Source organism: Hymenobacter qilianensis (assembly GCF_014638675.1).
Taxonomy (GTDB): Bacteria; Bacteroidota; Bacteroidia; order Cytophagales; family Hymenobacteraceae; genus Hymenobacter; species Hymenobacter qilianensis.
In genome coordinates this window covers 1082792-1105063 of record NZ_BMFN01000001.1, presented here as the reverse complement: position 1 = coordinate 1105063, position 22272 = coordinate 1082792, and the positions used below count along the sequence as shown (strand labels likewise).

At 52.5% G+C, this 22272-nt stretch carries 17 protein-coding genes and 1 pseudogene; 9 read left to right on the top strand and 9 right to left on the bottom strand.

What is annotated here, in order from left to right; genetic code table 11:
- The first annotated feature begins 232 nt into the window (after positions 1 to 232).
- Together IEW06_RS04690 and IEW06_RS04685 are read left to right on the top strand one after the other, a co-directional pair.
- Positions 233 to 2284 carry an OmpA family protein gene (locus tag IEW06_RS04690; protein ID WP_188547571.1) on the top strand — a complete coding sequence of 684 codons (2052 nt, stop codon included), beginning with the start codon at positions 233 to 235 and terminating at the stop codon, positions 2282 to 2284.
- Between the two features lie 282 nt (positions 2285 to 2566).
- Positions 2567 to 2983 carry a response regulator gene (locus IEW06_RS04685; RefSeq protein WP_187733677.1) on the top strand — a complete coding sequence of 139 codons (417 nt, stop codon included), beginning with the start codon at positions 2567 to 2569 and terminating at the stop codon, positions 2981 to 2983.
- A gap of 128 nt (positions 2984 to 3111) precedes the next feature.
- On the opposite strand, the gene floA is transcribed toward IEW06_RS04685, so the two are convergent.
- The 3 genes and pseudogenes from floA to IEW06_RS21070 all read right to left on the bottom strand — a co-directional run.
- Positions 3112 to 4113: a flotillin-like protein FloA gene (floA, locus tag IEW06_RS04680; RefSeq protein WP_188547570.1), complete on the bottom strand. Its 1002-nt coding sequence runs from the start codon at positions 4111 to 4113 to the stop codon at positions 3112 to 3114.
- An 83-nt stretch (positions 4114 to 4196) separates the two neighbouring features.
- Complete coding sequence (locus IEW06_RS21075; RefSeq protein WP_444542855.1) at positions 4197 to 4460, bottom strand: NfeD family protein; 264 nt, start codon at positions 4458 to 4460, stop codon at positions 4197 to 4199.
- Positions 4458 to 4688, bottom strand: a pseudogene (locus IEW06_RS21070) (hypothetical protein); the annotation flags it as partial. The gene IEW06_RS21075 and the pseudogene IEW06_RS21070, both read right to left, overlap by 3 nt.
- 172 nt (positions 4689 to 4860) lie before the next feature.
- Here IEW06_RS21070 and IEW06_RS04670 point away from each other — a divergent pair.
- Entirely contained in the window at positions 4861 to 5115 is a 255-nt protein-coding gene (locus tag IEW06_RS04670; RefSeq protein WP_223284806.1) for a hypothetical protein, read from the top strand.
- A gap of 68 nt (positions 5116 to 5183) precedes the next feature.
- On the opposite strand, the gene proS is transcribed toward IEW06_RS04670, so the two are convergent.
- Entirely contained in the window at positions 5184 to 6659 is a 1476-nt protein-coding gene (gene proS / locus IEW06_RS04665; protein ID WP_187733679.1) for a proline--tRNA ligase, read from the bottom strand.
- A 193-nt stretch (positions 6660 to 6852) separates the two neighbouring features.
- On the opposite strand from proS, the gene IEW06_RS04660 reads away from it, so the two are divergent.
- Complete coding sequence (locus IEW06_RS04660) at positions 6853 to 8067, top strand: hypothetical protein (protein WP_188547569.1); 1215 nt, start codon at positions 6853 to 6855, stop codon at positions 8065 to 8067.
- A 67-nt stretch (positions 8068 to 8134) separates the two neighbouring features.
- A complete protein-coding gene (locus IEW06_RS04655) occupies positions 8135 to 9688 on the top strand; it encodes an OmpP1/FadL family transporter (RefSeq protein ID WP_187733682.1) in 1554 nt (517 codons plus the stop codon).
- 65 nt (positions 9689 to 9753) lie between these two features.
- Here the strand turns inward: IEW06_RS04655 and IEW06_RS04650 are convergent, their stop codons facing one another.
- The gene (locus tag IEW06_RS04650) at positions 9754 to 11358 is read right to left on the bottom strand and encodes an ArnT family glycosyltransferase (RefSeq protein WP_188547567.1); all 1605 of its coding nucleotides are present in this window, start codon (positions 11356 to 11358) and stop codon (positions 9754 to 9756) included.
- Between the two features lie 209 nt (positions 11359 to 11567).
- On the opposite strand from IEW06_RS04650, the gene IEW06_RS04645 reads away from it, so the two are divergent.
- The gene (locus IEW06_RS04645) at positions 11568 to 12104 is read left to right on the top strand and encodes a hypothetical protein (protein ID WP_188547564.1); all 537 of its coding nucleotides are present in this window, start codon (positions 11568 to 11570) and stop codon (positions 12102 to 12104) included.
- A 147-nt stretch (positions 12105 to 12251) separates the two neighbouring features.
- On the opposite strand, the gene IEW06_RS04640 is transcribed toward IEW06_RS04645, so the two are convergent.
- On the bottom strand, positions 12252 to 13211 hold the full coding sequence (locus tag IEW06_RS04640) for a hypothetical protein (protein WP_187733686.1): 960 nt from the start codon (positions 13209 to 13211) through the stop codon (positions 12252 to 12254).
- Between the two features lie 185 nt (positions 13212 to 13396).
- On the opposite strand from IEW06_RS04640, the gene IEW06_RS04635 reads away from it, so the two are divergent.
- Together IEW06_RS04635 and IEW06_RS04630 are read left to right on the top strand one after the other, a co-directional pair.
- Positions 13397 to 15619 (top strand): S9 family peptidase, encoded by a 2223-nt coding sequence (locus IEW06_RS04635; RefSeq protein ID WP_188547562.1) that lies wholly within the window; start codon positions 13397 to 13399, stop codon positions 15617 to 15619.
- Between the two features lie 83 nt (positions 15620 to 15702).
- Positions 15703 to 17187 (top strand): energy transducer TonB, encoded by a 1485-nt coding sequence (locus tag IEW06_RS04630; RefSeq protein WP_229743039.1) that lies wholly within the window; start codon positions 15703 to 15705, stop codon positions 17185 to 17187.
- 58 nt (positions 17188 to 17245) lie between these two features.
- Here IEW06_RS04630 and IEW06_RS04625 read toward each other — a convergent pair whose 3' ends face one another.
- The 3 genes from IEW06_RS04625 to IEW06_RS04615 all read right to left on the bottom strand — a co-directional run bounded on the left by IEW06_RS04625 (position 17246) and on the right by IEW06_RS04615 (position 21510).
- The gene (locus IEW06_RS04625; protein WP_187733688.1) at positions 17246 to 18217 is read right to left on the bottom strand and encodes a glycosyltransferase family 2 protein; all 972 of its coding nucleotides are present in this window, start codon (positions 18215 to 18217) and stop codon (positions 17246 to 17248) included.
- A gap of 130 nt (positions 18218 to 18347) precedes the next feature.
- Positions 18348 to 19091, bottom strand: coding sequence for a class I SAM-dependent methyltransferase (locus tag IEW06_RS04620; protein ID WP_188547560.1), 744 nt, complete (start codon positions 19089 to 19091; stop codon positions 18348 to 18350).
- Between the two features lie 151 nt (positions 19092 to 19242).
- Positions 19243 to 21510, bottom strand: coding sequence for a DUF6311 domain-containing protein (locus IEW06_RS04615; RefSeq protein ID WP_505693219.1), 2268 nt, complete (start codon positions 21508 to 21510; stop codon positions 19243 to 19245).
- Between the two features lie 214 nt (positions 21511 to 21724).
- Between IEW06_RS04615 and IEW06_RS04610 the strand changes: the two genes are divergently transcribed.
- Positions 21725 to 22261 carry a carbohydrate binding domain-containing protein gene (locus IEW06_RS04610; protein ID WP_187733691.1) on the top strand — a complete coding sequence of 179 codons (537 nt, stop codon included), beginning with the start codon at positions 21725 to 21727 and terminating at the stop codon, positions 22259 to 22261.
- The last annotated feature ends 11 nt before the right edge of the window (positions 22262 to 22272 follow it).

Genomic DNA, 22272 nt, shown 5'->3' with positions numbered 1-22272 from the left:
TGCTAAGCGTGAACAGGTTTTTTTTTATGTTTTAGCTTATATAGTTCATTTTTAATACAGAAAAAGTTCTATTTTTAAAAAAAATCTTCCCTTACGTTCACAGTTAGTAGTTTTGGCTTGGCTTTCGCAGACCGGAGCCGCTCCCTAGATTACTTGGAATGTGACGGGGCAAGAGAACGAAGTCAAAGATGAGCTTGTTGAGCTCTCTGGCAATATCTTTTTGGTGTTAACTATGCGTTTTTACAAGTCATTTTTTACGCTGGCGGTCGTGCTAGCTGTGAGCTTACAGGCTCAGGCCCAACATGCTGTATGGGCCAACAAAGTGGTAGAGGTATCATCGCAGAAGGCAGAAGGGAAAGAGGCGTTCTCGCCCGACAAGGTGTTAGGTGAGCCGAACGCCAAGCCGCTTGGCCAAGTGAGCAACGATGCCTGGATTCCGAAGAAAGAAGGGAAAGAGGAATTCGTGGAAGTTCGCTTCAGTAAGTCGTTGATTGCCCGTCAGGTCACGGTCGTGGAAAATTTTAATCCCGGATCGGTCACTAAAATTGAATTAATTGACACGCGCGGCGGCAAACATCAGGTGTATGAAAACAAGAACCCGGGCCCCATTCCGGAGCTATTTCGCTCTCTGCAAGTGACTTTTGAGCCGGGCACTTACCGGACCATCGGCGTACGAGTGACCATGAACACGCTTAAAGTGAATGGCGTGAATCAGATAGATGCTATTGGTATTGCCGACGTGGCCGCCACCATGGTAAAGGAGGAATTCAAATCGGCCGCCGCAGATGAGAACGGCGTGTCAGCTGATTCGTCGATGGTGAACCTCGGGCCTACCGTCAATTCCAAGTACGTTGATACCCACCCGGTTATATCACCCGATGGCAAAACGCTGTTCTTCGCTCGTCAGGAGAGCCCGCAGAATGTGGGGGGCAAAGATGATGTGCAGGACGTGTGGTACAGCAATTTGCGCGACGCGGCCATGAAGTCGTGGAACCCTGCCAAAAACATCGGCGGACCCATCAACACGCCTGGTCCGAATGGCTTAGCCTCGGTATCGTCGGACGGTAATGCGGTGGTCTTGATCAATGTGTACAATCCCGATGGCTCGCTGGATCCCAAAGGCTTGAGTATGGCGCGACGTACGCCCACCGGCTGGACAAAGCCAACGAAGATTGAAGTAGAGGACTTTTATAACGACGACCCCGAAAACGTTGATTTCTACCTTGCTACCTCGGGCAAGGAACTGCTGATGGCAGTACAGCGCAAAGACGGGCAGGGCCAGCAGGACCTATATGTAAGTCTGCTCAAGAGTGATGGCAAAACCTGGGGAAAGCCTCGCAATTTGGGTACCTCGGTAAATACTAAAAAGGCTGAGTTTGCTCCTTTTCTGGCCGCTGATGGCAAAACCCTGTACTTCGCCTCTGAAGGCCACGGTGGGTATGGACAAAGCGACATTTTTTATAGCAAGCGCCTCGACGACACCTGGACAAGCTGGACCAAGCCCCGCAATCTGGGCTCCAATATCAATTCCTCTGATTTCGATGCTTACTATACCGTATCGGCGGCGGGAGAGGATGCTTACCTGGTGTCGTCGCGCAACGGTACAGAAGGCTCACGCGACATCTTTCGCATTGGCCTTACGCCTCAGTTTAAGCCGGAAGTAGTAACCCTGGTTCGGGGACGCGTGCTCGATGCCAGCACCAAAAAACCAGTTGCCGCCAAAATTCGCTATGAGAACCTGCTGACCGGCGAAGAGTTGGGTGTGGCTGAGACGAGCCCAGTAGACGGCTCCTATACGATTGTACTTCCTTCGGGAGCGCACTATGGCTACCGGGCGGAGGCTGCCGACTATATTTCAGAAAGCGACAACATCGACGTAACTGATCGGCAGAAGTACACCGAGCTAACGCAGGATTTGTACCTGATTCCGTTCACGGTAGGGCAAACCATCAAGCTGACCAATATCTTCTTCGCTCAGAGCAAGTTCTTTCTGCGCGAAAACTCTTATCCCGAGCTACAACGCCTGATCGGGATTATGAAAGAGTATCCGAACATGGAAATCAAGCTGGAAGGCCACACCGATAATCAGGGCGACCCGGCCTTGAACGTGAAGCTAAGCCTTGACCGCGTGAATGAGGTGAAGAAGTACTTGGTTGCACGAGGCATTTCTGCCACTCGTATTACCACGGAAGGCTTTGGCGGCAGCAAGCCCGTAGGCAGCAACGACCAAGAGGAAACACGCCGTCTCAATCGGCGGGTTGAATTCAGGATCACGAAGAAATAGTATTTCATTTATCTGATACTTTACCTATAAAGAATCCCCCAGCTGAGCTGGGGGGCTTCTTTATAGGTAAAGTATGGCCCGTGTCTACTTTACGATGAGGAGGAGTTTGCATGCTCTGCTAAACCAGACCTTCCCTTTTATCGTCTACTTCAACGAGTAGCTGTCCTTCGGTCAAAAACGAAAAGTCAGCGTATCTCTAAGCAAGCGGAGCATTTGAGACTGTCGGAAGCGGCAGTAAAGCCACGCTTCTCCTACGCTGATCGCCTGATACAACCTCTGCCCGTGGATAAGATTTCTTGCACCCTCTTAGTAGACGACGACCGAATTAATAATTTCCTCAACCAAAGGCTCTTGGAAGGCCTTAACATGACAGAGAAGCTGCTCACGGCCCTGAATGGGAAGGAGGCGCTTTCTATGTTTGAGAAGGAATGCCGGGAGTCTGGGTGCCCGGCGCTGGTATTGCTCGATGTGAATATGCCCGTGATGAACGGCTTCGAGTTTCTGGAAGCTTACGACCGGCTCGATATTACGCCCAAAGAACATGTGATCATCATTATGCTCACTACGTCGCTGCACCCGCGCGACGTAGAGCGCGTGCAGCAGCTAGGCATTGCAGGCTTTATGAATAAGCCACTGACTAAGGAGAAGGTAAACGATATTCTGAAAGCTCATTTTAATCGAGAGCTGCCGCTGGAGTAAGCACAAACAGGTTTTGTCCGAGCAGTGTAGTCTGATTGCAAAGACAAAACGCCCCCCGAACGCTAAGTGTTCGGGGGGCGTTTTTATAAAAACTTAATTGCAAAAGCGCTGTCTGTTGCCGTTTCTTATCAGGTCTGACGGGTTTCGTCGCGGCCGGGCTTGATGCTGCTACTTTGCCCCCCAGGATTTGCAATGGAGTCACGCATGTCCGTGTCTGACTGGATGTTGCGCATTTTGTAGTAGTCCATAATACCGAGGTTGCCGCTACGGAAGGCTTCGGAAATGGCCTTTGGAATTTCGGCTTCAGCTTCTACCACACGGGCCTTGGCTTCCTGCGTCTTGGCGCGGTTTTCCTGCTCCACGGCTACGGCCATGGCCCGGCGTTCCTCGGCTTTGGCTTCGGCCACTTTCAGGTCGGCGGTGGCTTGGTCTATTTGCAGTTTTGCCCCGATGTTTTCGCCGATGTCAATGTCAGCAATATCAATAGAGAGAATCTCGAAGGCAGTACCGGCATCGAGGCCTTTTTGCAGCACCAGCTTAGATATTTTATCCGGATTTTCGAGCACTTCCTTATGAGAGCGCGACGAGCCAATGCTCGTCACGATGCCCTCACCCACGCGGGCCAGAATCGTTTCTTCGCCGGCCCCGCCCACGAGTTGCGCGATGTTGGCCCGCACCGTAATCCGGGCTTTGGCGATAAGCTGAATGCCATCTTGCGCTACCGCCGCCACGTTGGGCGTGTTGATTACCTTGGGATTAACGGAAGTCGTGACAGCCTCGAATACGTCGCGGCCAGCCAGGTCAATGGCAGTAGCCTGCTTAAAAGTGAGCGGAATATTGGCCTTGTCAGCCGAAATAAGTGCTTTGATAACGCTTGGAATATTGCCCCCAGCCAAGTAGTGCGTTTCTAGATCGTTCGCGGTTAGCTCCAAGCCGGCCTTGGTGCTCGTAATCAGGGAGTTGACGATGAGCGTGGGCGACACCTTGCGTACCCGCATCAGCACCAGCTGAAACAGGCTGACCCGCACCCCCGAGAAAATAGCTGTAATCCAGAGCCCGATGGGAAAGAAGTACAGAAATACCAGCAGAGCTACGGCCGCGATGGCCAGCGGAATAAAGGGAAACTCCATTAAGTAAGGGTTAGACGTAGGTGGAAATAGGAGAAAAACGACTTGGGGGGCTTTTTAGAGCTAAGCCAGCGCTGCCTTCAAGGTTAAGCTTGCTCTACAATGATACGGTTCTGCTCGATGCGCAAAACGCGCACGGCGGTGCCAGCATCCAGAAACTCACCCCGCGTGGCAGCTTCTCTGCGGTCTTCGCCAAACAGAACAGTGCCGGCGGGCCGTAGCGCCGATAGAGCTCGTCCGGTAGCGCCGGGCTGCACATCGGGGCGGCGCACGTCGCGCACGTGGCTGTCATTCACATCGGTGAGGGCAAACCTGTGCAGGTTTTTCGGTCGGAGGCCCACGTACAGCATCACGCCCGCAGCCACCACTGAAAACAACAGCGCGTAGTGGCCAGCCGTGGTGCCCAAATCACGATAGCCCAGCCATACGCCCGCCACCAGTAACCCAAATCCAACCAGTCCGACCAACGTAGTGCCCGGAATAAAGAGCACCTCAACTACCAAAAACAGCAGGCCGAAAAGCAACAGTAAAACAACGGTAAGCCAGTCCATAGAAAGGAAAGTAGGATGTGTTCTTAAATATACACAAAAACAACCGCCGTTGCCAGAGCAAGCGCCGAGCTTCTGCTGCTATTAACTAGGCGGCTTGGTCCGTTAGTAGTTCCATGCGAAGTATCGTCAGGACGTATTTAGGGAAGCAAGATGAGGCATGTTGAGCCCACCAACTGCGCTCTAGTTTCGTATTGGGGTCATGATGAAACAACGTGAAATAACCGACGAATCAAATACCGCCTGGACCTGCGTGCAAGCCTACGCCGGCCTCGATAGCAAAACCGCCGAGCAAGCCACCAAGCTAGCCGAAGCCCAAGATGGAACCGTGACAGTAGTTTGTACGCCCAGCGGCGGCGCGCAAACCGTGCGTCTGGAACTGGATAAAGACTGGCTGGAAGAGCTTTCGGATGAGGAGCTAACTACTGCTATTACATCGGCTGGTTCTGGCAGCTAACATAATAAACAGCAAAAAAGCCCCCCACAGTTATTTGTGGGGGGCTTTTTTAAATAAAGGCAACACTCCTAATACGCTCGCGCAAAGTGAGCGCGCCGTGTGCTGGGCTTCCCAGTCACAATGCAGATGCCATCTTCATCAGGCTCGGCAAGCGCCAGGCAGCGAATCGTGGCTTTAGTTTCCTCTTTGATGCGCTCCTCCGTTTCGGGAGTGCCATCATAATGAGCTACAACAAAGCCGCCGGGGCCGTCGAGTACCTGCTTGAACTCCTCATAGCTTTCCACGCGGGTGGTGTGGGTTTCGCGGAAGTTGTGAGCGCGCTGGTAGATATTATTTTGGATGTCCTGAAGTAGCTGATCGATGTTATTCACAATGTCGGTGAGCGGCATGTTCAACTTCTCTTTGGTGTCGCGGCGGGCTACTTCTACCGTGCCGTTCTCCAAGTCGCGCATACCGATGGCCAAGCGCACGGGTACGCCTTTTAGCTCCCACTCAGCAAACTTAAAGCCTGGGCGCTCGGTGTCGCGGTCGTCGAGCTTCACACTGATGCCCCGCTCCAGCAAGCCCATCTGAATAGGCCGGATGCGCTCCTTTAGCTCATCTAGCTGGCCGGTTTTGTAAATGGGCACGATAACCACCTGAATAGGAGCCAGCTTGGGGGGCAAAATCAGGCCGTCGTCGTCGGAGTGGGCCATCACCAAAGCACCCATCAGGCGGGTACTCACGCCCCAGCTTGTTCCCCACACGTGCTCCAGGCTGCCTTCTTTGTTGGTAAACTGTACGTCGAAGGCCTTGGCAAAATTCTGCCCCAGAAAGTGGGAAGTGCCCGCCTGCAAGGCCTTGCCGTCCTGCATCAAACCCTCGATGCAGTAGGTTTCGAGGGCACCCGCGAAGCGCTCATTCTCGGTCTTCACGCCTTTTACCACCGGCAGGGCCATCCACTCTTCCGCAAACTCGGCGTACACGTCCAGCATCTGGCGCGTTTCGGCGAGGGCTTCCTCGGCCGTAGCGTGGGCCGTGTGACCTTCCTGCCACAAGAACTCGGCGGTGCGCAGAAACAAGCGCGTGCGCATTTCCCAGCGCACCACGTTAGCCCACTGGTTAATGAGCAAAGGCAGGTCGCGGTAGCTCTGAATCCAATTTTTGTAGGTGCTCCAGATGATGGCCTCAGAGGTCGGCCGCACTATCAATTCTTCCTCCAGCTTGGCATTGGGGTCGACGCGCAGCTTCCCCGGATTGTCGGGGTCTGTTTGTAACCGATAGTGCGTTACCACGGCACATTCTTTGGCGAAACCTTCGGCGTTTTTTTCTTCGGCTTCAAATAAACTTTTGGGTACAAACAGCGGAAAGTAGGCATTTTCGTGGCCCGTGCGCTTGAACATATCGTCGAGCTGGCGTTGCATCTTTTCCCAGATGGCATAGCCATACGGCTTGATAACCATACAGCCCCGTACAGCCGAGTTCTCGGCCAGGCCGGCGCGCTTCACTAACTCATTGTACCACAGCGAATAATCTTCGCTCCGCTTCGGCAAACTTTTACTCATCTTTGGAGTATCTTTAAATAAGCAAATCTGTTCGTACTCTGGTACAACATTTGACACAACAAAAGGCACCGTTTCGGGGCAAATTACGTTATTAAAACCCAAGCAGTCCGCTACATTAGCGGAGAAGAGCATGGGTCCGGTTAGGTTACCCTTATTCTCTACTTTCTTGGTCCACCCTTTCGCGCCAGCAGACATGAAAAATTTCCTCCCAGCCTTATTGCCCACTTTGGCCCTGCTCACGCTCGGGGGCTGCGTTGGCACGTCGGCGCTCACCTCCACGGAGAGCGACGGTGTTTACTATACTTCCAAGGATAAGACAACTCTCGTTGCTTCGGCAGCCCCCGCCTCGTATGAGGAAGGCGGCTACGAAGCTACCACCGATGAGGCGGCCAATCCTGATTACAACGAGGGTGCTGCCTCATCGAACGCGCGTAGTGGCTCAGATGAATATTATGATGAAGACTATGGCTACTCGACGCGTATTCGTCGCTTTCATCAGCCATACCGTGGCACCGGCTTGGGCTATTATGATTTAGCCTACACCGATCCTTTTTGGTACGGGTCTAATGCCTATTATGGCGCTTATTCGCCCTACGGCGGCTTCTACGATCCTTTCTACAACCCTTACGCTTTTGGCGGCGGCTCTTTCATTAACATTGGCTTGGGCTTCGGCAACCCATGGGCGCGCCCATGGCGCTATGGCTACGGTGGCGGCTATGGCATGGGCTACTACGATGGTTTCAACAACGGCTTCTATGGGGGGCTGCGCGGTTATGGCTATGGGGGCTTAGGCTACGGCGGCCTGGGATACGGCAACGTGTATAATCGTAACTACACCGACAATCGCCGTAGCAACGTAAACGTGGCCCCGCGCCGCGACCGGAGCAGTCAGGCATATAATCTGGATCGTCCGACCAATAGCGGTCCGGTAATGTCTACCCGCAGCCGGGGCGGTAACGTGGTAGATGGTTCCGCCGCTCCCGCGCCAACTACTGCCGGCCGTGGTCGTGGTCGTGTGCTGAACGCGTCAGGCGCAGATTCACCGCAGCCTACTGCCCAGCCTTCGCAGCCCGGGGTAGTAACTGAATCGGCTACCAGTGCCAGCCAGCCACGCCGCTGGCGTACGGTAGAGCCAGCTTCGAATGATGGTACTGCTTCGCCTGCTCAATCTACTCGGGCTTTCCCATCACGCCGGGAGATGCGCAACGCGCCCAGTCAGCAAGTATCACGTCCTCAGCGCTCTGAGTCCTCAACATCTGAGCGCTCGACCCGGACGTACTCACAGCCTTCGCGCTCCGAGTCATATTCGCAGCCTTCGCGTTCGGAATCTTATTCTTCCCCTTCAATGAGCAGCCCTAGCAATAGCGGTGGCAGCAACAGTGGCGGAAGCCGTGGACGCATTCGTTAAGTCAAAGGCGTAAGCTCAATAATAATCTGCGCACGTTCGTTTACGCGAACCTGTCTATCTCTCCTTCATGAAAAACCTGAAATACTGGCTTGGTCTGACCCTTTTGGGTTGGGCCAGCCACGCCTTTGCCCAAAGTGAAACGGATGCGCTACGGTATTCGCAGCTGCAATTTGGCGGCACCTCCCGCACGCTGGGTATCGGTGGGGCCAATGTAGCCGTGGGCGCCGACCTCGGCAACCTGGTGAGCAACCCAGCTGGTCTGGGGCTTTTCCAGCAGTCGGAAGTGACTTTCACGCCGGGGCTGAACATGGGCAATTCTACTACTTCGGGCACGGGTGCCCAATTATCGGAATCGCGCAACGGCTTGCAGATAGGAAGTCTGGGGGCCGTTTTTGTGAATCGTCGCCCCGATGATGATAACACGTCGGACTGGCGGGCCGGGGCGTTTGCCGTAGGCCTGAACCGAATAAACGATTTCAACACGAGCTTCCAATACTCAGGTACTGTTCAGGATAACCGATCCTTCTTTCAACGCCTTCGTGAACCCCGCTTGCTGAATGGCTCCCTGCCCCAAACGCTGGATGATATTGTTAAGCAGTTCAACGATAATGAGTATCTGGATCTGGAAGGCTTAGCGTATGGCGCTTATCTGACTAACATTCAGGATAATGGTCCGGGCACGGCGGAGCAGATTGTAACGGTGCCACGCAATGGCCCTATCCAGCAGCAGGAATCGGTGGTGAACGAGGGCTCCCAGACGCAGTTTGATTTCGGCTATGGAGCCAGCTTCCGGGACAAGATTTATATCGGGGGCGCTATTGGGGTTGTAAGCACCCGCTTCATTCAAACCCGCGTGTTCAGCGAGTTCGGTACAGACCCCAATAGCGGGGTAAGCCTGACACTGCGGGATAATCTGGAGACGCGGGGAAATGGATTCAATGCACGCCTGGGGGCCATTTATCGGCCTAATGACCAGGTTCGTTTTGGCGCCTCCGTCCAAACGCCAACGTTTATGCAGCTTGATGACACCTACAGCACTTTGCTCACCACACAGTTCACGCCAGCCGTTGAGTTCGTGAACGAGAATGGGCAAGTCATAGAATCGATTTCTGATGGCTCAGCTTCCACCGGTGGCGAGTTTAGCTACCGCCTGACTACGCCTTTCCGGGCATCGGGGGGCGTGGCGGTGCTGATTGGCAAATTTGGTTTTGTGAGCGGCGACCTGGAATACGTTAACTATCCCAGCGCACGATTGAAGGACGATTCGGATACTGGTCTCTCCGGCTCTTTCAACTCGCAAAACGACGCCATTGCGGCGCTGTACCGCCCCACGGTGAATCTGCGCATCGGTGGTGAGGCCCGCTACAATGCGTTTCGCTTTCGGCTGGGGTACGCACGCTACGGCAGCCCGTACGAAGACAGTGGCTTAAATGGCACTCAAAACTACTTCACCGGTGGCCTTGGCATTCGCCAGAACAAGTTTTTCCTAGACGTGGCAGGTGTTTACAATACTGGTAATCAATACTATCGGGCTTATACCCTGAACTCTGGCAATGAGCCTGTAATTACCGTGGATGCCAACCGCTTTATTACTTCTTTAACCGCTGGTATTACTTTCTAGCCAGCAGTAGCTACCACAATAAAAAGGGCTGTTTCCACTTATGGAGGCAGCCCTTTTTATTACTTCTAATTTTTAGGTTTTTTCTCTTTTGCTGCCTTCGATTTCTCTGCCCCTTTCGGCTTCTTTTCCTTCAATTTCTCGCTTTCAGGCTTCTTTACGGCCTGCAGATACAATGCTGCACAATTGTTTTCACGCAGTACGGGGATAGTCTCAAAACGATCCTGCACGAAGGCTCTGTCACTTTCGCCACACACTAAGACAAGCTCACCGACATGTAAAGTATAGCCTTCGGAACGATACTTAATGGTGACATCGTGGCCATAGTCTTTGCGAGCTCCTATGGCGTAAAATGTCATCGTTGGCTCGTAGTTCTGATCACTAAAGACGGTGTATTTAGTTGCCTGTGGAACTTGCTCCCGTAGTGCTTTGATCTGAAACCCATGCTGCAGGTTATTGTCAGTAAAGCGCAGACTGTGGAGGTAATTTAGCTTGTCGACGATGCGCTGAACAGGATAAAAGAATAAAGCAGCGATGAACAGGAGAACAAGGCAAGTGCGTCTCCAGGGCGTGACCTGCTGGCGTAGGAGCACCTCAGCGGCGCGCCCAAATCCTAATCCCACAACTAAGGAGGCCAAAGGAAATACGGGCGCATCATACCACACCAACTTTGTTTTAGCTGTGCTGATGATAGTGATATGAAATACGAAGAGTAGCGCCACTAGCCAGGCTAGCTTATGGCTGAGCGTTTCACGTGGCTGTATGCCCAGCATGAACAAGCCAAACGGCAGCGCCAGCAGCCAGGGGGCAAATCTTCTATCGTAAAGATTCTGGATAAACCAGTACCAAGGGTGAGAGTGGTTGTCAAGTGTGCCCAGTAGGCGCCCACCCAGCTCATTGTCTGACACCGCTCTCCAGTAGCCAGGATTATACTGCTCCCTGGCTATATAATAGCTGGCAATAACCGCGATGACTGCTATCATTGCTACATATACCTCCCGGCGCCGCAGCAACCAGAAAAGGCGTCGGCGCCATACTGTATAAAAGACAAGCGGTGGTAGCCAAAACAGACCTGCTACCCCTTTGGTGAGAGCTGCCAGAGCTATAGCCGTGGCAAAGCCCACGAGTGCCCCCCGGCGCCCCGATTCTAAATACCAAAAAAAGAACAGCGCAGCACTCGTGAGCATAAAGGTCAGCAAGGCATCATAATCGCCGGTGCGCGTAACATGCTGATCTATATAGCCATCGGAAGTGAGTAGTACGATGACGGCAAAAACGCCCCCCAGCATCTGCCGTAGATAAAATCGGGCAAAAACATACAACACGATGACCGTAGCGAGGGCGGCGAAGGCCGATGGCAATCGGAGGGCAGTGTTAGAATAGCCAAACAGGCGTAAGGAAAGCACCTCTAGCCAGATCATAAGAGGCGGCTTCGTATTCCACATATCAGGTGCGCCGCCAAAATATGTTACTAGCCAGTTGTTATTCAGATCCATCTCAGCTGCGTTTACAGCTAAGCGGCCTTCATCCCACATAGGAATAGGATTGACCCCTAATTGATAGAATAATGAGTAGAAAATTAATGGCAGCAGCAGTAGCAATAGCAAGTGGGGCAACCAGCGCGGCCAAGGATCAGCAGAAGAGGGTAAGCCTGTTTCGGGGGAAGAAAGCATACAAGAAAATAGATGATTGAATAGCGCCGTTGGGTAGTGAGAATCGAAGACGTTTTGGTCAGGATGGATAGTAAGAGTGGTCACAAATATATTATCAACAGGCAGCTAGCCTGGCTTTTTTTGTTTTCAACTAAGAAAACGCTCTATTTTGCGGGCCTGATTTTAACTGAATAGCCATCCGGTTCCCCGTATTTCCCTTTCTACATTTTATGCGATTTCCCCTTTGTGTTCTATTCCTCTGCAGCCTGCTAAGTGCCTGTTCAAAGAAAAAACCGGAAGCTCCCCAGGGCAACGTAGTTGCTCATAATGACTTTGAGAACTTGGAGGGATGGATACCTGCGGAAACGGCAGGGAGCCTGACACAGGAGGCCGCGCACTCCGGTACTACCGCGCTAAAGGTGGGACCAGGCCTGAATTACAGCATGAGCTACTCTAACATGTTAGGTAAATTCAGTAAAGTTCGGCCCAACAAAATCCGGGTGGCGGCGTGGGGGCTGCTTCCCACCAAAAACTCTAACCCCGTACTGGTAACCGAACTAGTTAATCCTACGAATGGGACTAAGCTGATTTGGGAGGGCGTAACTTTTGGAAAAGATCAGAAGTATGGCCGCTGGATCAGACGATATGCTGACATTACGTTGCCTCCCGAAGCTACCTACGACACTCAGATATTTGTGTACGCTTGGAATAACGGCGGTATTGAGCCCGCTTATGTCGACGATTTGGAAATAACCATATTAGAGTAGTCCTACCACCCCAAAAGGCACGAGCCGGACCCGTGCTTACGGGTCCGGCTCGTGCCTTTTGGGGTATTCTTGCTTAGTTAAGAATTGCAATGCCTGTCTTGGCATTCGCTCAGACCAGATTGTCATTCACCCATGTCTCGGCAAGTATTAAGGCTGCTGCTTGGTAACGCGCACGCGCAAATCGACGGTGGGGCGGTCGGAGGTCGGGAGTTTCTCCACTAGTATCAATCCAGTTTGCCCCCCAGTAGTGCGAAAGGCAAATACCTGGTTGAGGGCCAGCGGTGCGGTGCGCGTGACGGTTGTGTTCTGTCCGTTGTCGAAAGCGGTGGTAAGGGCTTGTGGATTGGTAGCGCCAGCAAAGGCGGTAGGAAGAAGCTGGGTTTGCTTGAGGATGGTCTGGTTTCTTGCCGGCCACGCCCTGATGCCTAAGATACCGTTTGCAGTAAACAACGGCTCGGCGGGTGTAACAAGAATAGGCGCGTTGCCGGATGAGGGAAAGTACAGTACATCGACGCGCTGCTGAACAACAGGATTGGTGCGCACAGCGCTATTAGGGAACAGTAAGCCTGCATCCAGGTCCAGAAAGCTCAGCGTGCGTTGTGACGTGGGCGCTTGCAGGCGGGTAATGTATTCATGGTAAGTAACAGTCAGTGAGTCGGTTTTGCGGGTCGTGAGCTGGAAACGGCGACTGGCTTTGTTGCCATCAGCATCGGTGACCTCAAAGCGCCACGTTTCGCGGCCTGAAGTAGTGCGCGTACCAAAAGTGAACTGGTAGGCGAGCTTGCGAACTGTAAGCAAGGAGTCGAGATACACCACGCTATCCTTAGGAGCCAGATTGGGGTCGTAGGGGCTGGCGTAGACGAAGGGAACCGACTGGGGCTCGTACTTCACCGTGATGAGCAGGCGCTGGAGCAGCGGCCCGTTGGCTGAGTCGCGGTTATCGGTGAAGATGCGCGTGGAAAGCGTATCGCCGGGGGCCGTCACGAGGCGGTCGTTACTCACGAAGCGGCTGTTGCCAACAAAGTCAATCCGCGGGCCGGAGCTGGGGTCAGGGGTGCAGGCTGCCAGCAAGCTCAGCAGCGACAGAAGAAACAGAGACAGACGCATAGGCAGCAAAGGTCGGGGATGGCGGGCGAATGCTAACGCGCCTAACGCAGATGCTAGTACGCAATCATCGGAGTGGTGTCGGCTACTTTAATCCAAATTGCCCCCCAGGGTCCAAATTTTACCACCACTTTGATTTATTGAATACCTTTAACCCACATAACTCCGCCGTCTTTTTATTTCACTCTATGAAGTTTCGCTCTTTCGGGCTGGCCTTGTTGCTCACCACGGCCAGTCCTGCATTAATACCCCAAATTGCCCCCCAGGCCGTTGCCCAGCAAAAACAAGCCATTACCCTCGAAGATATCTGGTCAAAGCCCACCTTCCGGGCTCGTTCCGTACCCGGCTTCAACTGGATGCGCGACGGCCGCTACTACTCGGCCCTTAGCGAAGGCAACCTGGTACAGTCGGATGTGACCACTGGCAAGCCGGTAAGCACGTTGGTTTCAGCTCAGGATCTGCGTGTAGTCGGCAGCAACGAACCCTTGGCCGTAGATGGCTACAGCTTCAATGCCGACGAGCAGAAAATCTTGTTCTGGACTGCCGAAGAGCCGATTTACCGCCGCAGCTCCAAGGCCAATTACTTCGTGTTTGATCGGGCTACTAAGAAATTAGCCCCCCTGAGTGCCGGCGGCAAGCAAAGCTACGCCACCTTCTCGCCCGATGGCAAGCGCGTAGCCTTCGCCCGCGACAACAACCTGTTTGTGGTGGATCTGGCTACGATGCAGGAGAAAGCGGTGACCACTGATGGCGTCGTGAACAAAATCATCAACGGCTCGGCCGATTGGGTGTATGAAGAGGAATTTTCCTTTGCTCAGGGCTTTTTTTGGTCGCCGGATAGCCGGCAGGTGGCTTTTTACACTTTCGACGAAAGCCAGGTGCCCGAGTATAACATGCAGGAGTGGGGCGCGCTTTACCCCAAAGACTACCGCTATAAGTACCCCAAGGCCGGCGAGAAAAACTCAGTCGTAAGCGTGTCGGTGCACGATGTAGCGGCCGGCCGCACCACCAAGATGGACGTAGGACCTGAAGCCGATCAGTACATTCCACGGGTGCTCTGGACCAAAACGCCCAATCTGCTCAGCATTCAGCGCATGAACCGCCTGCAGAATAAGCTGGAACTGCTACACGCTGATGCGGCCACTGGTAAAACCCAGGTGGTACTCACTGATACTGACCCGGCTTACGTGGACGTAGCCGATGACCTGCGCTACCTCAACGACGGCAAGCAATTTATTTTCAGCAGCGAAAAGGACGGTTACCGTCATTTGTACCTGTATGACATGAAGGGCAAGCTGGCCCGGCAGCTGACCAAAGGCAACTGGGAAATCGGCGCCATAGAAGGCCTCGATGAGAAAAACGGGCAAGTGTATTTTACCAGCACCGAAGCTTCGCCCTTGCAGCGCCACTTATACCGCGTGAGCTTGAAGGGTAAAGGCAAAAGCCGCTTGGGCGAAACAGGCGCCGGTACCGACGTTGTAAATATCAGCCCCGATACCCGCTACTACCTTAACTACCACTCTGCCGCCGGCGAGCCTACTACCGTAAGCCTGCGAAATGGCCAGGACGGAAAACTGGTAAAGGTGTTGGAAGACAACGCTGCTCTGCGCCAAACCCTGAGCCAGTACAACATGGGCAAGGTGGAGTTCTTCGACTTCAAAACCTCTGAAGGCACCACGCTCAACGGCTGGATGATTAAGCCTGCCAACTTTGATCCTAGCAAGAAATACCCCGTGCTCATGCACGTATACGGCGGCCCCGGCTCCCAAACCGTGCTCGATAACACCGGCGGTGGCGTGGCCTTGACCAACTACCTCTGGCATCAGATGCTGGCCCAAAACGGATACATCGTGGTGTCGGTGGATGGACGTGGAACGGGTGCCCGGGGGGCAAAATTCAAGAAAAGCACCTACGCGAATCTCGGTAAGCTCGAAACCATCGACCAGGGCGAAGGCGCCAAATACCTCGGCACGCTGCCCTACGTAGACAAAAGCCGCATCGGCATCTGGGGCTGGAGCTTTGGCGGCTACATGACGGCTCTGGCCATGACCAAGGAAGCTGATTTGTTTAAGGCCGGCATTTCGGTAGCGCCCGTTACCAACTGGCGCTACTACGACACCGTGTACACCGAGCGTTTCCTGAAAACGCCCCAGGAAAACCCCGGCGGCTACGACGACAACTCGCCCGTACAGTTTGCAGAGCAGCTGAAAGGCAAGTACTTACTGGTGCACGGTACCGGCGACGACAATGTGCATTTCCAGAACTCTGTAGCCTGGACCGATGCGCTGGTGAAAGCCAATAAAGACTATCAGACGCTGTACTACCCCAACCGCAACCACGGTATTTCGGGTGGCAACACGCGCCTGCACCTCTACCGCCAGATGACCGATTTTATATTGAAGAATCTGTAATAGGTTATTTGGGGGGCTTTTTTGTAGGACGATTTACCCTCCCATCCTACGCCATTCTCGTTGTTTATAAGCTGCTCTTTCTAATGGTCCGCATACCAAAAATCCTCGGCCTGGCTGGCTTTTTATTGATGGCAAGTGCGTGTCAGCGCGACAAGCCGGCTGTAACTGAAGCATCAGAACCAGAGCTGGCTGAGGATTTTTTGGATACCATTCCGGCAGCTACCCCACTGGACACTACATCTGGGTCTTGGCACCGCTTGGCCAAGCGTACCAACCCCAATGCGCCACTACTAAGCGGCCGGAGCTTGCGCGGCGTTATCAAATTGCCCCCCGGTGTGCCCCCGCCACCCGAAGCGGAGCTGCACGATATCACGCTGAAAGCCAGCGAGTATTTTCGCATTGACCCTACACAAGCCAGTGAAGTGCATGGTCGCGAAGGCACTATTGTGCGGATTCCGGCCGGCTCCTTAGTGACAGAAAAGCAAGCCCCAGCTCGTGGCCCCGTGTGGGTTGAGTTGAAGGAATGCTACTCCATGGCCGATATTCTGCTCTCCAACCTCTCCACCGTTTCCGACAATAACGACCTGCTCGAAACGGGTGGCATTGTGCTGGTGCAGGCATCGGCTCAAGGACAGCCGTTGCGGGTGGCCGAAGGGCAAACAATTCAGATTGATATGCCCGCCCCGCGCCGCCAGCCTGGAATGCGCCTTTCGCGTGGGCTGGGCGACCGCCGCAAGCTGCTACGATGGGTAGCGCTTACTCCAGAGGCAGAGCCAGCGGAAGAAAAATTCTATACGGAGCCCGAAAAGATGCCCGCCTACGGCAAAGGCCCGGCCGATATCAATAAGCTTATTCGGTACCCTAAGCAAGCCATTGCTAATCAAACCCAAGGGCTGGTTTTTGCCGCTTTTGTGGTAGATGAGGCCGGCCGCGTGGTAAATCCCAAGATTGTGCGCGGCATCGGCGACGGCTGCGACGAGGAACTGTTGCGCGTGCTGCGCCAAACCTCCGGCAGCTGGAAACCCGGATTGCAAGCTGGCAAAGCCGTGAAAGTAAAAATGGTGCTGCCTGTGCGCTTTGCCTTCTACGCAGGGTTGGCCTCGTCGCTCGATAGTACTGCCAATACAGAAGCCACGCCTGACTCAACGATGGTGCTGGCCAACGAAGAAATGCCCCCCAGTGAGCCCAGCTTTAAAGCGGAGCCCACTGACCGTTACTTATTCAGCAGCGCCCAACTCGGCTGGCTCAACTGTGACCGGGTGTGGCACGCTACCGGCAACCCCTCCACCGACCTTCTCGCTACTGCCGATACCGACCCCGGCACTAGTGTTTATCTCGTGTTTCGGGAGGCCAAAACCTTGATAACTGGTCAGCCGGAAGAAGGAGGCTATGCTTTCCGAAATGTGCCGGCTAATAAGCGCGCCGTCCTCATTGGCATCCGCTATCAAAACGATGTGCCATTCGTGGCCCTGCGCGAAACCACGACCGGCCGCCACGCCACCGAAGCCCTAGCTTTCCGCGAAACGACTTTGGAAGAGCTGGAGCGAATGCTGGAGCGTTTAAAGTGAGCCGGTTTCATAGAAAACAGCTTATTAGAAGGGTTCTCGAATTAATGAATTGCCCCTACTAGCTATTATGCGGAGCTAAAGGCATTGTTGGAGTGGGAACTTCTTCCAGTGGGATATTAGTGTCAGAGATGATGTACAGAGGTCGTTGCCTTACGTTCGCGCTTAGCCTAGCGATGTACTCTCCGATTATACCGATGGCTATTAACTGAATGCCACCCATAAACAGAATGCTTACCATGAGAGACGACCAACCAGGTTCGTAATCTTTGGTTATAAATCGGGCATAAAGCGTATACACCATTACCAAAAAGGCAACTCCCGACACGATAAATCCGCCTATGGTTGCTGCTTTCAAAGGCGCATCTGAGAAGCCAGTAATACCATCTAATGCCAGGCGGATCATTTTGCGATACGTGTAGCCAGTTGCCCCACCTGCCCGCTCGGCCCGATCATATTCTAGATAGGTTTGACGGTAGCCAATCCAGGAAATTTGCCCCCTGATAAACTTGTTTTGTTCGGGCATTTGCTTCAACGCATTCACCACTTTACGTGAGATAATGCGAAAATCTCCCGTATCTACTGGAATGGATATGTGCGTAATACTAGCCAATACCCGATAAAATAATCTGGCTGTGAACTTCTTGGCAGCGCTTTCCCCCTTGCGTGAGCGACGCTTGGCATATACTACCTCATAGCCCTCCTGTAGCTTTTGGTACAGCTTAGGAATTAACTCGGGAGGATCCTGCAAGTCAGCATCAATGATTACCACAGCCGCGCCTGCTGCTAAGTCTAAGCCAGCAGTGACGGCAATCTGGTGACCAAAATTACGACTGAAATCAATGTAGCGAACCTGCGGGTCGCTAGCCGTTAAATCATGAATTAAAGTTAAGGAGCGGTCGCGCGAGCCATCATTAATAAAAATGAACTCGTATTGCACAGCCATTGGGTCGATCACGCTGCGCAACCGCTTGTAGAGGGCTTCAATGTTTGACTCTTCGTTATAGATGGGAACAATAATAGATAAGTCCATAAGTCAGGTAGTCGGAGGTAGGAAGCGAGTAAGTGCCAAAACGAGCGCTATGCGGATAGTAAGAAGGTTAAACCTACTTGGTAGAAGGTGTTAAATATCTGTTTTTCAAAATGTTGAGATGCTTGTAAAGTTATTCCGCCTTCTGCGCCAGAGCAAAGACGCTTACCCCAACAGGAAAATTTAAAACCCGCAGCAACCTGTTTTCAGCCTTTATTAAGCGAAGCAACCCCGTATTAGCCAAGGGTGGTAAAGGAACCAGGTCGCCCGTAATCGGGCCTTCAGGTTTTGGTAATACCCGCTGCATCAGGCGGACCATAGCAGTCGGGAAAAACAAAGTGAAATTCCAGAATGCTAGGCGTTCGACCCGTAAGCTAGCCTTTGTAATGGCCGTACGCAGTGACTTGGCCGAGTAACGGCGAAAGTGATGATTTACTTCGTCATGCCGGCTCCACAAGTATTGATGGGCCGGAACAAAAACCAGTAGGCGGCCACCTGGACGAAGCACCCGACGCCACTCGCGTAGAGCTTGCGCTTCATCTTCTATGTGCTCAAGTACGTCAGAGGCAATGACTAAGTCGAATGAAGCGTCCGGAAAGCTTAAGTGCGCGCCGTCCATTACAGCGACATCTGTCAACCCTCGTTCCTGAGCAAGTGTGATGCCTTTCTCACTTACATCAATCCCCTTTAGATGCTTATAGCCTGCCGCACGTAATGCCAGCAACAAAGGCCCCCCAGAGCAACCTATTTCAAGAATAGGAGCAGTAGAAGGGAGTTTTAGGTGCTTTACTATATCAAAAACCATGTCTCGGCGACTGGCAAACCACCAATTTTGCTCTTCTAATTGGTGATAAGTGACTTCATAAGCTAAATCCATGTTGTGGTGGGAGGCTAAGCAAAAGATAGATAATGTGGAAGGTTCTAGTAAGCTACGTCAATAGACACAATGGATACAAAGGTAGTTATCAGTTTATGACTAAGAGTTACCACCTATAATACCAAGTATAGTTATAATAGCAAGTGGGGGTTCAAGGCTCTATGCTGTAACCATTTAAGATTAAACGGCGCTGCTCGTCATACCAGTACACATCTGTATCCAGCGGTCGAATAAGCAAGTCATCAACGAGCAATTCGCTATTGTCATACAACACCTCTAAGCGGTCTACTCGTGGTTTTACTCGAATAGGGAGCGCCACCCGCACCCAGTCGCCATCAATATCAGTGCTTAACCGGGCATCAGCTAATTGGTGATCTATTAAAGCGCCATCAGCATATTGCTTTACCTGCATATTGCCGTACCCTTCATCCATTTTGCCATGTATCCAGACGCTGACTTCATAGCGGCCCGTATCGGCTGGTGCGGGAACGGGGCCATCATATAGGATGGAGAATTTCTCTGCTGGCTCGTAAAAAGCTCCAGCTCCCAGCCGTCCCCGACGATCGGGACTAGTATCGAAGGATTGCAGAAATACACCTTTTGAGGTGGTTGCCCGCACCCCATTGGCACGCACTGGCAGTGTAGGCAGCAGATTGGCGGCCTTGGCCTTTTCCTGGGCCCGAGTTGTTGCTGTTAAAGCCGCCAACGATAATTCATACAGCTTCACCTCAGGCGATGAGATAAGGGGACGGGCCAAGCTTACCAAGCGCTGCTCAGCCGGCGATAGCACGCCCTCAGCTACCAAAAGCAGTATAGGCTTAGGTGAAGGGAAATGGCTCACTAAGTCCTTATCCAGCAATGGGCTACTCAGCAATTGCACGTGCTGCAGCACCTGCCCTACAGAAGCCCGAGGCATGTAGCTGGACAATTGGGGCAAGCCTGTTGCAATTGATAGTTTATAAACCTGGGCTATAGAAGATTCTGAGCCGGGTAAAGCAATCTTATCACTGCCATTATTAAAATAAGGCAACGGGAGAATAGCCTGAAAATCGCTGGGCTGGCGGCTCGCCCAACTCAAATGCTGAACCAGTAGATTATTCTCGCGGCTCATGTAGGCACGTGCGCCGGCCCCCTGAGCTACTTCCTTCGCTTTTGTGGCAATATTTATCCAGGCTTCTCCAGCCCATAATAACAGCAACAGCGGTAGCCAGGGTAATGCCAGCACCGCTACTTTGCGTTGTCGCTGATACCGCCACAGACGATATAAGTAGTAAGCTGTGTAGGTAGTAAAGACAAAATAGAAGGGCCAGGCAAAACGCCCTAAGGCCCGTAGTTGCTTCAACGGACCTAGATACTTTTCTAAGCCCGAGAACATTGGGAAAATAAAGGGTATTCCGAAGGAGAAAATCAATAGCAGGCCCGACGCCCAAAGCGCTGTATACAAAGGCGTAGGCATTGCGCGTCGGAGGCGTAACTTATGGCCGCGCCGCTTCCACACGTGTTGTGCCACACGCATACCCGAAACGAGTAGTACCCCAGTAGCTACTAGCCCTACATAGGACATGCCCTCGAAGCTAATATCACCGGCAGGTAATAGTGCCGTCCACACCTCGCGCATGGGCGATAAGGCTGGGGTAAATACGCCGCTAGGCGTTGCCTTGTATACGAGAAAGCCGTAAGGATTCGGTGGACGGTCAGTGACATAGTCTGTAAGCCAGAGCCAGCTTCGAAAGAGCACCAAGGGCAATAGTGCAGCTAAAGCCATACGCCATAGCAATGCTATAGGGCGCGGACGTTGAAAGCTCAGTACAAGCACGTGGGCCAAAAGGAAAAAGCAACCACAGGCCAAAAAGTACACCTGAACTAGTCCCATCAATAGGCTGCTTACTCCAAACAGAATATACCACCTGAACTGGCGCGGAGCCTCCTGCATCCGTAAAATACAGTACCATAATATCGGCACGAAGCAAGGGTAGCTTAACGACATATGCGCACCCAAGCGCTGGATTTGGGGCGATAAAAAACCGATCAGCAAAGCCATTAGGCCAGCATACAAAATTGGCATATGCAAACGCCGCAAAATAGCATATATAACCAGCGGAGTAAGCCACACGCCCAATAGCGCCGCTAGATTGGTGATGGCTATGGTGCGCTCAGCAGCTGGCAAACCCATGCGATGCAACCCATTAATAAACAACGCAATGAGTGGCTGTAAATTAGGATAAGTGAAGTTTTCCCCAAAGGGATAGTTCATTCCGCTGAAGTGAATGCCAGCGTCATAGAAAGCATAAAAGGCAGTAACATAATAGCTCTGAAGTCCATCGCCAGCTGCGAGAAAGAAATAGTCATTAGGGTTAGCTAGGACAAAGGAGAAAAGCACAGTGAGTAAACCGGCAGCAGCTAGCCCAACCCCAGCCATGCCAAGCCAATGCGCATTTCGACGAGATAGATTCATTCAATGAAATCACAAGAAAAAGTAGGAGAACAAAAGCTGTTAGCTAGTTAAATGAGGCGGCTAGAGAACAGCGAATGGCAACAAAACTACAGAATTGGGACCGATAGCCTTCAGCTACAGTTGTGGCATATCGGTCTATATTTGCTTCAAACTGCGTTTTTGTATACTCACCTCATTTATGCCTCGTCTGACTACTTGGATTGCCCTTGCTCTCTTAATGACTGCTTGCTCGCATGATGCTAATAAGACAAAGGAAAAGATTCCTGAAGTTGCTGCTGATCGGGTGCTATTCACTACCAGCTTCGAGGACTTTGAAGGGTGGGTAGCTGAGAACCCGTCACTGAATAAAGAGAAAGCGCATACCGGTCAATACTCGATTAAAGTTGACCAAAATATGGAGTTCAGCCAGACGTACACGAATCAATTAGCCCGCCTCTCGCCTAAGCGTTTTGATAAAGTGCGTCTAACAGCTTGGGGGTATCTGACTGCGCCAAGCGCTGCAGCTCTAGTTTTTCAAATCACACGAGCTGATCAGACCAGTGTTTTCTACGAGAAGATTGACATCAACAAGGTCAATTCCTGGGAGCAGGTAAGCAAGGTGTTGACCCTACCTACAGTCTTAGATCCTATGGATCAGGTCCGAATCTATTTATGGCGGGCTAGTGCTACTGCTCCGGCTTACTTGGATGATGTGAAACTAAGCGTTGAGCCTTAAACCCCATAAGC

Coding starts and splice junctions, on each gene's coding strand:
- IEW06_RS04690 (WP_188547571.1), top strand. CDS start 233: ATGCGTTTTTACAAGTCATTTTTTACGCTGGCGGTCGTGCTAGCTGTG.
- floA (WP_188547570.1), bottom strand. CDS start 4,113: ATGGAGTTTCCCTTTATTCCGCTGGCCATCGCGGCCGTAGCTCTGCTG.
- IEW06_RS21075 (WP_444542855.1), bottom strand. CDS start 4,460: ATGCTGTACGTGGGCCTCCGACCGAAAAACCTGCACAGGTTTGCCCTC.
- IEW06_RS04670 (WP_223284806.1), top strand. CDS start 4,861: ATGATGAAACAACGTGAAATAACCGACGAATCAAATACCGCCTGGACC.
- proS (WP_187733679.1), bottom strand. CDS start 6,659: ATGAGTAAAAGTTTGCCGAAGCGGAGCGAAGATTATTCGCTGTGGTAC.
- IEW06_RS04660 (WP_188547569.1), top strand. CDS start 6,853: ATGAAAAATTTCCTCCCAGCCTTATTGCCCACTTTGGCCCTGCTCACG.
- IEW06_RS04655 (WP_187733682.1), top strand. CDS start 8,135: ATGAAAAACCTGAAATACTGGCTTGGTCTGACCCTTTTGGGTTGGGCC.
- IEW06_RS04650 (WP_188547567.1), bottom strand. CDS start 11,358: ATGCTTTCTTCCCCCGAAACAGGCTTACCCTCTTCTGCTGATCCTTGG.
- IEW06_RS04645 (WP_188547564.1), top strand. CDS start 11,568: ATGCGATTTCCCCTTTGTGTTCTATTCCTCTGCAGCCTGCTAAGTGCC.
- IEW06_RS04640 (WP_187733686.1), bottom strand. CDS start 13,211: ATGCGTCTGTCTCTGTTTCTTCTGTCGCTGCTGAGCTTGCTGGCAGCC.
- IEW06_RS04635 (WP_188547562.1), top strand. CDS start 13,397: ATGAAGTTTCGCTCTTTCGGGCTGGCCTTGTTGCTCACCACGGCCAGT.
- IEW06_RS04630 (WP_229743039.1), top strand. CDS start 15,703: ATGGTCCGCATACCAAAAATCCTCGGCCTGGCTGGCTTTTTATTGATG.
- IEW06_RS04625 (WP_187733688.1), bottom strand. CDS start 18,217: ATGGACTTATCTATTATTGTTCCCATCTATAACGAAGAGTCAAACATT.
- IEW06_RS04620 (WP_188547560.1), bottom strand. CDS start 19,091: ATGGATTTAGCTTATGAAGTCACTTATCACCAATTAGAAGAGCAAAAT.
- IEW06_RS04615 (WP_505693219.1), bottom strand. CDS start 21,510: ATGGCTGGGGTTGGGCTAGCTGCTGCCGGTTTACTCACTGTGCTTTTC.
- IEW06_RS04610 (WP_187733691.1), top strand. CDS start 21,725: ATGCCTCGTCTGACTACTTGGATTGCCCTTGCTCTCTTAATGACTGCT.